The following is a 12152-nucleotide window of genomic DNA, read 5'->3' on the forward strand; positions in this document are numbered from 1 at the left end:
CGCTCCCACAGGTTCAGCGTGATCCCTGTGGGAGCGGGCTTGCTCGCGAAGGCGTCGGCGTGGACAGCACAAAATCTGATGCCATTAGTCAACTATTTACAAAGCATGCTAACTATTGCGTTGACATTCGCTGCCTAGGCAGTAACATTTAGACATACATTCACTGCCTAGGCAGCTAACGGGTGGTCAGATGAAACATTTCTCTCCAGACGATTTCCACAATTGCCATCTCGGCCTGCTGCTCGGACGCGCCGCGCTGCTCAAGGACCGGATCATCGACACCCACATGGAACCCCACGGCATCACCGCCGCGCAGTTCAAGGTGTTGATCATCATGGCCCAGTACGGCGTCGATTCGCCGGGCGAGTTGTGCCGTCATCTGTCCCTGGACAGCGGCTCGATGACGCGCATGCTCGATCGTCTGGAACAGAAGGGCTTCCTCGCCCGCCAACGCTCCGAGGCGGATCGCCGTCAGGTGCAGCTGGTACTCACGGAAGACGGCCAGAAGCTCGCCGGGCTGTTGCCGCACATCGGCGCCGAAGCCATGAATGAACTGGCCGGTGCCATCACTCCAGATGAGCTGAAAACCCTGGAGATGATTCTGAAGAAGATTTTGGTAGCCGCCGGTGACTCGATCACCCTGCTGCGGGTAGGTGACAAATGAGCAGTAAACCCTTGCGTGCCGGCTTGAGCCTGGTGCTGCTGGCCATGAGCCTGGCCGGTTGCGCCAGTTACAGCGGCCTGAAAACCGAAGGTGTCAGCCTCGACGCGAAAAACTTCAAGGCCGGGCAATCCCTCGGCGGCGTGACCCTGTCGCCGGCCGCCTGGCCGAAAAGCGACTGGTGGAAAAGCCTCGGCGACCCGCAACTCGACGGCCTGATCCGCGAGGCCCTGCGCGACAGCCCGGACATGCAGATCGCCGACGCCCGTGCCCACCAGGCCAGCGCCGCCGCCTACGCCGCCGACGCCGCGCGGATGCCGACCCTGGATGCCAGCGCCGGTGTCAGCCGCTCGCGCCTGGCCCGGGACCAGGACCCGCTCGGGCAGGGTGACGCGTACGCCACCCTTCGCAATATCAGCACCAGCTTCAACTACAACTTCGACCTGTGGGGCGGCCAGCGCGATGCCTGGGAAGCGGCCCTCGGCCAGGCCCGTGCCGCCGAAGTCGACCAGCAGGCCGCGCAACTGACCCTGGCCGCCGACGTCGCCCGGGCCTACAGCGATCTCGGTCAGGCGCACATCGTGTATGACCTGTCCAGCGAAGACCTCAAGCGTACCCGGCAAATGCTCGAGCTGAGCCAGCGGCGCCTGACGGCCGGGATCGACAGCCAGTACCAGTTCCAGCAGACCGAAAGCCTCGAAGCCACCTCCCTAGCCAATTTGATCGACGCTGAAAAGCGCCTGAACAGCGCGAAGACCGCCCTTGCGGTGCTGCTCGGCAAAGGTCCGGACCGCGGCAATGAAATTGCCCGGCCGAACATTCTTCAGCCGAGTGCGGTAGCGCTACCTTCGGTGTTGCCGGCCGAGTTGCTCGGGCGTCGCCCGGACCTGGTCGCCGCGCGCTGGCGGGTCGAGGCGGCGAGCAAAAGCATCGACGCCGGCAAGACCCGGTTCTACCCCAACCTGAACCTCAGCGCCGCTGCCGGCGCCGAGTCCTTGTTGGGCGATGCGATGTTTGGATCGGCCAGCCGCTTCTTCAGCATTGCACCGACGATTTCTGTGCCGATTTTCGACGGTGGCCGCTTGCGCGCCGACCTCGATTCCCGCGACGCCGACTACGACCTCGCCGTGGCGCAATACAACAAAAGCCTGGTGAAGGCGCTGGGGGATGTCAGTGACAGCGTCAACCAGCTGCGCGATATCGGCCGGCAGATCGCGGCCCAGCAGCATGCCACCGACATCGCCCAGGATTCCTACAACACCGTGGTCCAGCGTTACGGTTCCGGCATCGGCAACTACCTGGATGTGCTCAGCATCGAGCAGCAATTGCTCCAGGCCCAGCGCCAGCTGGCCAACCTGAATGCCGAGCAGATCGACCTGTCGATCCAGCTGATGCAGGCGCTGGGCGGCGGTTTCCAGCCTGAGGTCGTCGCCTCGGCCAACGCCACGCCAGCCACGCTGACCCACTAATTCAAGGTACTTGTCATGGCCACTGCCGATACAACTCAACCTCCGGAAAACACCCAAGGCAACCCCAACTCGGGCAAGCGCAAGTTCATGTTGCTGGTCCTGGCTGCCGCCGTCGTGCTCAGCGGCGCGGGTGTCTGGGCCTACCACGAGTTTTATGGACGCTGGAGCGAAAGCACCGACGACGCCTATGTGAACGGCAACGTGGTGGAAATCACGCCGCTGGTCACGGGCACCGTGGTCAGCATCGGCGCCGACGATGGCGATCTGGTGCATGAAGGCCAGGTGTTGGTGAACTTTGACCCGAACGACGCCGAAATCGGTCTGCAAAATGCCCAGGCCAATCTGGCCCGTACCGTGCGTCAGGTGCGTGGCCTGTACAGCGATGTGGATGGCATGAAAGCCCAGGTCAATGCGCAGAAAGCCGAAGTGCAAAAGGCCCAGGACAACTTCAGCCGGCGCAAGAACCTCGCTGCCGGCGGGGCGATTTCCCAGGAAGAGCTGTCCCACGCCCGCGACGACCTGACCTCGGCGCAAAACGCCCTGGCCAATGCCGAACAAAAGCTCAAGACCACCAGCGCGCTGGTCGATGACACCGTGGTGTCTTCGCACCCCGATGTGATGGCCGCCGCCGCACAACTGCGTCAGGCCTACCTGAACAACTCACGCAGCGTCCTGATTGCACCGGTCACCGGTTACGTGGCCAAGCGTTCTGTACAGCTCGGCCAGCGCGTGCAACCGGGTACCGCGCTGATGGCGGTGATTCCGCTGGATCAACTGTGGATCGACGCCAACTTCAAGGAAACCCAATTGCGCGATATGCGCATTGGCCAACCGGTCGAGATCGAAACCGACCTGTACGGCAGCAGCGTCAAGTACAGCGGCACCATCGACAGCCTCGGCGCCGGTACCGGCAGCGCCTTTGCCCTGCTGCCGGCGCAGAACGCCACCGGCAACTGGATCAAAATCGTGCAGCGCGTACCGGTGCGAGTCCACGTCAACGCCGAGGAACTGGCCAGGCATCCGCTGCGGGTCGGCCTGTCGACCATGGTCGATGTGGACCTGCACGACCAGAGCGGGCCGGTGCTGGCGCAACAGCCGCCGCAGAAGGCTTCGTTCAGCACCAACGTCTACGACCGTCAGCTGGCCGAGGCCGACGCGATGATCACCCGGTTGATCCACGACAACAGCGCCGCGGTCAGCAAAACCGCGCAACGCTGAAATGCCATTACCTCGAGCCTGTGGGAGCGGGCTTGCTCGCGAAGGCGGAGGGTCAGGCGACATCCATGTTGAATGTGCCGACCTCTTCGCGGGCAAGCCCGCTCCCACGGGGTTGGCTGCGTCCGTGACGGACGCGGCACCCATCAGGTTTCCAAGGGTTCGCGATGAGCAATAACGCGTCTTTCACACCGCCAAGCCTGTTACTTAGCACCATCGGCCTGTCGCTGGCGACCTTCATGCAGGTGCTCGACACCACCATCGCCAACGTGGCGCTGCCGACGATTTCCGGCAACCTGGGCGTGAGTTCGGAGCAGGGCACCTGGGTCATCACCTCGTTTGCGGTGAGCAATGCCATCGCCTTGCCGCTGACCGGTTGGCTCAGTCGGCGTTTTGGCGAGGTGAAGCTGTTTGTCTGGGCGACACTGCTGTTCGTGCTGGCCTCGTTCCTGTGCGGGATTTCCACCTCGATGCCCGAGCTGGTGGGCTTCCGGGTGCTGCAAGGGGTGGTGGCGGGGCCGTTGTACCCGATGACCCAGACGTTGCTGATCGCGGTTTATCCGCCAGCGAAGCGGGGGCTGGCCCTGGCGTTGCTGGCGATGGTCACGGTGGTCGCGCCGATTGCCGGGCCGATCCTCGGCGGCTGGATCACCGACAGCTATAGCTGGCCGTGGATTTTCTTCATCAACGTGCCGATCGGCCTGTTCGCGGCATGGGTGGTCACCCAGCAGATGAAAAAGCGCCCGGTGGTCACCAGCCGCCAGCCGATGGATTACGTTGGTCTAATTGCGCTGATCATCGGTGTCGGGGCGCTGCAGATCGTGCTCGACAAGGGTAACGATGCCGACTGGTTCGAATCGAGCTTCATCGTGATCGGCAGTGTGATTTCTGTGGTGGCCCTGGTGTTCTTCGTGATCTGGGAAATGACCGATGAACACCCGGTGGTCAACCTGCGTCTGTTCGCCCACCGCAACTTCCGCTACGGCACCATTGTGTTGATCCTGGGCTATGCCGGGTTCTTCGGGATCAACCTGATCCTGCCGCAGTGGCTGCAGACACGCTTGGGCTACACCGCGACCTGGGCCGGTTTTGCCGTGGCACCGCTGGGGATCCTGCCGGTGTTACTGGCACCCTTTGTTGGCAAATACGCACCGAAATTCGACATGCGGTTACTGGCAGGCGGTGCGTTCCTGGCCATTGGCCTCAGTTGCTTCATGCGCGCCGGGTTCACCAATGAAGTGGATTTCCAGCACATTGCCATGGTGCAGCTGTTCATGGGGATCGGCGTGGCGCTGTTCTTCATGCCGACCCTGACCATCCTGCTCTCGGACCTGCCGCCGAGCCAGATTGCCGACGGTTCCGGGTTGGCGACGTTCCTGCGGACCCTGGGCGGTAGTTTCGCGGCGTCGCTGACCACCTGGATCTGGATTCGCCGTGCCGACCAGCACCATGCCTACCTGACCGAAAGCATCACCCCGTTCGACCCGGCGACCCGCGAAGCACTGAGCAATCTGGGCGGGGCGGGGGCCAAGGCCTATACGCAACTGGATCAGATGGTGATCAGCCAGGCGTACATCATGTCCACGGTGGATTACTTCACCTTGCTGGGCTGGATGTTCCTGGGGCTGATCCTGATCGTGTGGCTGGCCAGGCCGCCGTTTACGGCCAAGGCCGGGCCTGCGGCCTCGGGACACTAAGGCAGCACATAACCTGTGGGAGCGGGCTTGCCCGCGAAGGCGGCGGATCAGTCATACAGATCTCGACTGACACTCCCTCTTCGCGGGCAAGCCCGCTCCCACAGGTTTTTGTGTTCGGCTGTTAGTTTGCGGGTGCTGCCAGTTGCGGTGGCGGTGTGAAATCAAACGGCGCCAGCGCAAACCCTTGCTCATCCACCTGCAACGCCCACCCCTGACGATCCCAATCCCCCAGCACAATGCGCCGGGCGGCCTGGTCGCCCAACTGCAACTTGTGGATCGCCGGACGATGGGTATGCCCGTGGATCAAGGTCTTCACCCCGAACTCCTGCATGATCCGCGGAATCTCTTCGGGCGTGACGTCGACGATGTCATTGGCCTTCATCCGCACCTGTGCACGGCTTTCACTGCGCAGTTTGCGTGCCAGCTTGTGCCGGGTGCGCAAGGGCAGGTTGCGCAGGATGAACAGGGTGATCGGGTTGCGCAGGTAGCGGCGCAGCTTCATATAGCCTTCGTCGCGGGTGCACAGGCTGTCGCCGTGCATCAGCAGCACCGGCTCGCCGTTGAATTGCACGACACTCGGGTCTTTGAGCAGGGTGCAGCCGGCCTGCTTGCAGAAGGCCTTGCCGAGCATGAAATCACGATTGCCGTGCATCAGGAAAATGGCCGTGCCGCTGTCGCTGAGGTCGCGCAGGGCCTGGCAGATGGAACGCTGGAAGGGCGTCATGGCGTCGTCGCCAATCCACACCTCGAAAAAGTCGCCCAGGATGTACAACGCACTCGCCGAGCGGGCGCGTCCGGCGAGCAAATCCAGAAACGCCCGGGTAATGTCCGGGCGCTCCTCTTCCAGATGTAAATCTGAAATCAGCAATATCACTCAATGATCTCGGCTTTCTCGATGATCACGTCGTCTGCCGGAACGTCCTGGTGGCCGGACTTGGAAGTGGTGGCCACGCCTTTGATCTTGTCGACAACGTCGGTGCCGGCGGTCACTTTACCGAATACCGCGTAGCCCCAGCCTTGAACGTTCTTGCCGCTGTGGTTGAGGAAGCTGTTGTCCGCCACGTTGATGAAGAACTGTGCGGAAGCGGAATGCGGCTCCATGGTGCGGGCCATGGCGATGGTGTACTTGTCGTTGGAAAGACCGTTGTCGGCTTCGTTCTGGATGCTTGGACGCTTGTCTTTCTTTTCTTTCATGCCTGGCTCGAAACCGCCGCCCTGGATCATGAAGTTGCCGATGACACGGTGGAAAACGGTGTTTTCGTAGTGACCGGCTTTAACGTACTCGACGAAGTTGGCCACGGTGATCGGGGCTTTGTCGGCGTTCAGTTCGAGGACGATGTCGCCGAAATTGGTAGTCAGTTTGACTTGGGTCATGATCGTTACTCACTAAGGGAATTCGTGGTTTTGGGACATTCCATCCCGCAACCGGTTCAGCCTGTCTCGGCCAAGGTGCGCAGTTTAGCGTGACAGGCACGAATTTCGAGGCAGTTTTTTCATTTGCGGCCCATTAAATGCGACGGTTTACAGAGTGCGCTCTGTCAGGCACTTGACGGCATCGGCTATGATAGCGGCTTTGTTTTGTCCGGCCTTCATTACGGCCACGCACTTGTACGTTCAAGGATCCTATGAGCAAGCCCACTGTCGACCCTACCTCGAATGCCAAGACCGGCCCAGCCGTGCCGGTCAACTTCCTGCGGCCGATCATCCAGGCAGACCTGGACTCGGGCAAGCACACGCAGATCGTCACCCGTTTCCCGCCTGAACCCAACGGCTACCTGCACATCGGTCACGCCAAGTCGATCTGCGTGAACTTCGGCCTGGCCCAGGAGTTCGGCGGCGTCACGCACCTGCGTTTCGACGACACCAACCCGGCCAAGGAAGACCAGGAATACATCGACGCGATCGAAAGCGACGTCAAATGGCTGGGCTTCGAGTGGTCCGGTGAAGTGCGCTACGCCTCGCAATATTTCGACCAGTTGCACGACTGGGCAGTGGCGCTGATCAAATCCGGGAATGCCTACGTCGATGACCTGACGCCGGAGCAAGCCAAGGAATACCGTGGCAGCCTGACCGAACCTGGCAAGAACAGCCCGTTCCGCGACCGCAGCGTCGAAGAGAACCTGGACCTGTTCGCCCGCATGAAGGCCGGCGAGTTCAAGGACGGCGCACGGGTGCTGCGGGCCAAGATCGACATGGCTTCGCCGAACATGAACCTACGTGATCCGATCATGTATCGCATCCGTCACGCTCACCACCACCAGACCGGTGACAAGTGGTGCATCTACCCGAACTACGACTTCACCCACGGTCAGTCGGACGCCATCGAAGGCATCACCCACTCGATCTGCACCCTGGAGTTCGAAAGCCACCGTCCGCTGTACGAGTGGTTCCTCGAGCACTTGCCGGTGCCGGCCAACCCGCGCCAGTACGAGTTCAGCCGCTTGAACCTGAACTACACCATCACCAGCAAGCGCAAGCTCAAGCAGCTGGTCGATGAGAAGCACGTCAACGGCTGGGACGACCCGCGCATGTCCACGCTGTCGGGTTTCCGCCGCCGTGGCTACACGCCGAAATCGATCCGCAACTTCTGCGAAATGATCGGCACCAACCGTTCCGACGGCGTGGTGGACTTCGGCATGCTCGAGTTCAGCATCCGTGACGACCTCGACCAGAGCGCCCCGCGTGCCATGTGCGTGCTGCGTCCGCTGAAAGTCGTGATCACCAACTACCCGCAAGGCCAGGTCGAGAACCTCGAACTGCCGTGCCACCCGAAAGAAGACATGGGCGTGCGCGCTTTGCCGTTCGCCCGTGAAATCTACATCGACCGTGAAGACTTCATGGAAGAGCCGCCGAAGGGCTACAAGCGCCTGGAGCCGGCCGGTGAAGTGCGTCTGCGTGGCAGCTACGTGATCCGCGCCGACGAAGCGATCAAGGACGCCGATGGCAACATCGTCGAACTGCGCTGCTCGTACGATCCGGACACCCTGGGCAAGAACCCGGAAGGCCGCAAGGTCAAAGGCGTGATCCACTGGGTGCCGGCCGCGGCCAGCGTCGAGTGCGAAGTGCGTCTGTACGATCGTCTGTTCCGTTCTCCGAACCCGGAGAAGGCCGAAGACAGCGCCAGTTTCCTGGACAACATCAACCCTGACTCGCTGCAGGTGCTCACCGGTTGTCGTGCTGAACCCTCGCTGGGCAATGCACAGCCGGAAGACCGTTTCCAGTTCGAGCGCGAAGGTTACTTCGTCGCCGATCTCAAGGACTCGAAACCAGGTCAGCCGGTATTCAACCGTACCGTGACCCTGCGTGATTCGTGGGGCCAGTGATTCAGCGTCAAGGGAAATAACGTGCTTACGATCTACAACACGCTCACCAAGAGCAAAGAAGTCTTCAAGCCGCTCGATGGCAACAAGGTGCGCATGTACGTGTGCGGCATGACCGTGTACGACTACTGCCACCTGGGCCACGGCCGCAGCATGGTTGCGTTCGACCTGGTGACCCGCTGGTTGCGCTTTAGCGGTTACGACCTGACCTATGTGCGCAACATCACCGACATCGACGACAAGATCATCAATCGTGCCCGCGAGAATGGCGAGTCGTTCGAAGCCTTGACCGAGCGCATGATCGCGGCGATGCACGAAGACGAAGCGCGCCTGAACATCAAGAAGCCGGACATGGAGCCGCGTGCCACCGATCACATTCCGGGCATGCACGCGATGATCCAGACCCTGATCGACAAGGGTTATGCCTACGCCCCGGGCAATGGCGACGTGTACTACCGCGTCGGCAAGTTCATGGGCTACGGCAAGCTGTCGCGCAAGAAGATCGAAGACCTGCGCATCGGCGCGCGCATCGAAGTCGACGAGTCCAAGCAGGACCCGCTGGACTTCGTGCTGTGGAAAGCGGCCAAGCCGGGCGAACCGAGCTGGGAATCGCCGTGGGGCGCCGGGCGTCCGGGCTGGCACATCGAATGCTCGGTGATGTCGACCTGCTGCCTCGGTGAGACTTTCGACATTCATGGCGGCGGCAGCGACCTTGAGTTCCCGCACCACGAAAACGAAATCGCCCAGAGCGAAGCGGCCACCGGCAAGACCTACGCCAACGCGTGGATGCATTGCGGCATGATCCGTATCAATGGCGAGAAGATGTCCAAGTCCTTGAACAACTTCTTCACCATTCGCGACGTGCTCGACAAGTACCACCCGGAAGTCGTGCGTTACTTGCTGGTGTCGAGCCACTACCGCAGCGCCATCAACTACTCGGAAGACAACCTCAAGGACGCCAAGGGCGCCCTGGAGCGTTTCTACCACGCGTTGAAAGGCCTGCCGAACGTGGCGCCGGCCGGCGGCGAAGCCTTCGTCGAGCGTTTCACCCAGGTGATGAACGACGACTTCGGCACGCCGGAAGCCTGCGCGGTGCTGTTCGAGATGGTCCGCGAGATCAACCGTCTGCGCGAGAGCGATCTCAATGCAGCGGCCGGCCTGGCGGCGCGTCTGAAAGAACTGGCCAGCGTGCTGGGTGTGTTGCAACTCGAAGCTGATGACTTCCTGCAGGCCGGTGCCGAAGGGCGCGTGGATGCAGCCGAAGTCGAGGCGCTGATTGCTGCTCGCCTGGCGGCTCGTGCCAGCAAGGACTGGGCCGAATCCGACCGCATCCGCGACCAGCTCACCGCCATGGGCGTGGTGCTGGAAGACGGCAAGGGCGGCACGACCTGGCGTCTGGCTGACTGACAGCGGCTGTATTGGCTATAAAAACAAAACCCGCCTTGTGCGGGTTTTTGTTTTTCGGGGGTGGCTGCTCGTTCTTTGGCGACAGGACTGACGCCTTCGCGGGCAAGCCCGCTCCCACAGTTGATCTTTGGTGTGTTTGAGTTTTGAGTACAACGCAAATCCAATGTGGGAGCGGGCTTGCCCGCGAAGAGGCCCATTCGGCCAACTTGTCATTCAGCCTGGCGCAACCGCTTGTACAGGGTATTGCGACTAACTCCCAACCGCCGCGCCAGATACGAAATATTCCCCCCGACCGCCTGCAACTGCCGATTCAGTGCTTCCACATCATTCAAGTCGATGCCCAGCGGCTCCGGCGTCTCCACCGGTTCCATCTCCAGGTCGACAAAAAAATCATCCGGCAAGTGCTCAGCCCGCACCGGCTGTTCCTCGGCCATGGCCAGGGCCACCTGGATCACGCTACTGACCTGGCGCAAGTTGCCCGGCCACGGGTGGCGGCCGAACAAAACCATCACTTCCTGGCTCAAACCGGCCCATTGCGTCGGTTCGCGGTGCTGCTCCCACAGGCGTTTGAACAGTGCCTCCTTATCGCTGCGCTCACGCAGGGGCGGCAGTTCCAGGGTCAGGCCGCCGATGCGGTAGTACAAGTCTTCACGAAACCGCCCCAGTTGTACTTGTTCGCGCAGCGAGCGATTGGTCGCTGAAATGATGCGCAAGTCCACAGGGAACAATTCGCTGCTGCCCACTGGCTGAACGCAACGTTCCTGCAACACCCGCAACAGTCGCGCCTGTGTTGGCAGCGGCATGTCACCGATTTCGTCGAGAAACAGCGTGCCTTTGTCCGCCTTGCGGATCAGCCCGATGCTGCCTTTCTGGTTGGCGCCGGTGAACGCGCCTTTCTCATAGCCGAATAACTCGGACTCCACCAGTTCGGCGGGAATCGCCGCACAGTTGACGGCGATGAGCGCTTGTTTGCTGCGCGAACTGGCCTGGTGCAGGGCCTTGACGAAGACTTCCTTGCCGACTCCGGTTTCACCATGGATCAGCAGTGGAATGTCTTTTTCCAGCAAGCGTTCGGCCTGGCGCACGGCTTTTTCCACGCGGCTGTCGCCGAAATGCAGGGTGTTGAGGCTGATGGCCGCGGGTGTAGCGACAACCGGCTCGGTGAACACTCGGGGTTGAACGGATGCCTGTTTCGGCCGCTTCAGCAGGCACTGGAAGCGGTTGCGTCCTGAGGTTTGCAAGGCGAAGGGCAGGCCTTCGGGCTGATTGAGCAGTTCCAGCAGAGAGACCTTGAACAGGCTCTCGACACTGACCCGCGACAGGCTGATGCCCAGCAGATTGTCGGCCCGGCGATTGGCCGACAGCACCTGGCCGCTTTCATCGAAAATCAGCAAGCCAGCCCATTGGCTGTCGAGGTTGTTCAGCCCGGTGTTGAACGTCAACTGGAAATGCTGGCCATGGAACAGGTTGAGGATCAGCCGGTTTTCCACGGTCTGGCTCATCATCTTGACCATGCCCAGGGTGTGGGATGGCGGCAGGTAGCTGTCGCTGGACACGTCCAGCACCGCGATCACCTTGCGCTCGGCATCGAAAATCGGCGCGGCGGAACCGGTCATGAAGCGGTTGGCCTTGAGGAAATGTTCATCGTGCTCGATGTGCACGGCTTGCTCACAGGCCAGGGCGGTGCCAATGGCATTGGTGCCAGTGCAACGTTCCATCCAGCTGGCGCCGGCGCTGAAACCCCGAGCCAGTTTCGGCTCGATAAAGCGCTGGGTGCCCCACGATGTGAGCACCTGGCCCTGATGGTCGGCGAGCATGATCAGGCAATTGGAATTGCTCAGGATGTTCTCGTAGTAGGGCAGCACTTCCTGATGGGTGGTTTGCACCAGTGAATGCTGGCTTTCCAGCAATTGCGCGATGCCCGCGGCCGGCAATTGATCGAATGCCGGCGCGCTCTGATGACTGAGGCCGAACGCGCGGCAACGCGACCAGGAGTCCTGGATGATGGCGTCGTGGGACAGCGGCAGGGCAGGTGCGGCCATGGCAGTCGATCTCTGAACAAGACTTTATTGTTTTTATGGGATAGCGCCGATCCCTGTAGGAGCGAGCTTGCTCGCGATGCACGTGAGAGCGCCGCATTTACTCAGGCAGCCCTCGTCAACGTTAACGTCCATCGCGAGCAAGCTCGCTCCTACAGGGGCCGTGAACAGTCCGTAGAGTGTTGTTCACTATTGTTCACTGTCAATGGGTGAACTGTTCAATTGTTCATTTCGGATTGTTCATTTGTGTTCAGCAACGAACGTCGATGGGCCGTGATTTTCACTTATTTTAAGCTAAATCAGTGGCTTGGGATTTTTGGCACGGATGTCGCTTTATCGCTCCG

The 12152-nt window shown here is 61.2% G+C and carries 9 protein-coding genes; 6 read left to right on the forward strand and 3 right to left on the reverse strand.

Features of this window, described 5'->3' with window-relative positions:
- Positions 1 to 190: 190 nt before the first annotated feature.
- The 4 genes from AC3WN7_RS13725 (at position 191) to AC3WN7_RS13740 (ending at position 5042) form a co-directional block, all read left to right on the forward strand.
- Positions 191 to 664: a MarR family winged helix-turn-helix transcriptional regulator gene (locus tag AC3WN7_RS13725; RefSeq protein WP_095966517.1), complete on the forward strand. Its 474-nt coding sequence runs from the start codon at positions 191 to 193 to the stop codon at positions 662 to 664.
- Positions 661 to 2130 carry an efflux transporter outer membrane subunit gene (locus AC3WN7_RS13730; RefSeq protein WP_102674009.1) on the forward strand — a complete coding sequence of 490 codons (1470 nt, stop codon included), beginning with the start codon at positions 661 to 663 and terminating at the stop codon, positions 2128 to 2130. Before AC3WN7_RS13725 ends, AC3WN7_RS13730 begins: the two co-directional genes overlap by 4 nt.
- A gap of 15 nt (positions 2131 to 2145) precedes the next feature.
- Entirely contained in the window at positions 2146 to 3348 is a 1203-nt protein-coding gene (locus AC3WN7_RS13735; RefSeq protein WP_102674008.1) for an HlyD family secretion protein, read from the forward strand.
- A gap of 164 nt (positions 3349 to 3512) precedes the next feature.
- Complete coding sequence (locus tag AC3WN7_RS13740; protein ID WP_095966514.1) at positions 3513 to 5042, forward strand: DHA2 family efflux MFS transporter permease subunit; 1530 nt, start codon at positions 3513 to 3515, stop codon at positions 5040 to 5042.
- A 121-nt stretch (positions 5043 to 5163) separates the two neighbouring features.
- On the opposite strand, the gene lpxH is transcribed toward AC3WN7_RS13740, so the two are convergent.
- Both lpxH and AC3WN7_RS13750 read right to left on the reverse strand, forming a co-directional pair.
- Entirely contained in the window at positions 5164 to 5916 is a 753-nt protein-coding gene (gene lpxH / locus AC3WN7_RS13745) for a UDP-2,3-diacylglucosamine diphosphatase (protein WP_095966513.1), read from the reverse strand.
- On the reverse strand, positions 5913 to 6416 hold the full coding sequence (locus AC3WN7_RS13750) for a peptidylprolyl isomerase (RefSeq protein ID WP_095966512.1): 504 nt from the start codon (positions 6414 to 6416) through the stop codon (positions 5913 to 5915). Before AC3WN7_RS13750 ends, lpxH begins: the two co-directional genes overlap by 4 nt.
- A gap of 251 nt (positions 6417 to 6667) precedes the next feature.
- Between AC3WN7_RS13750 and AC3WN7_RS13755 the strand changes: the two genes are divergently transcribed.
- Both AC3WN7_RS13755 and cysS read left to right on the forward strand, forming a co-directional pair.
- A complete protein-coding gene (locus tag AC3WN7_RS13755; protein ID WP_102674007.1) occupies positions 6668 to 8365 on the forward strand; it encodes a glutamine--tRNA ligase/YqeY domain fusion protein in 1698 nt (565 codons plus the stop codon).
- A 21-nt stretch (positions 8366 to 8386) separates the two neighbouring features.
- A complete protein-coding gene (gene cysS, locus AC3WN7_RS13760) occupies positions 8387 to 9769 on the forward strand; it encodes a cysteine--tRNA ligase (protein WP_102674006.1) in 1383 nt (460 codons plus the stop codon).
- 209 nt (positions 9770 to 9978) lie between these two features.
- On the opposite strand, the gene AC3WN7_RS13765 is transcribed toward cysS, so the two are convergent.
- Entirely contained in the window at positions 9979 to 11811 is a 1833-nt protein-coding gene (locus AC3WN7_RS13765; protein ID WP_102674005.1) for a sigma-54-dependent Fis family transcriptional regulator, read from the reverse strand.
- Between the last annotated feature and the right edge of the window lie 341 nt (positions 11812 to 12152).

The organism is Pseudomonas sp. FW305-70 (assembly GCF_058783925.1).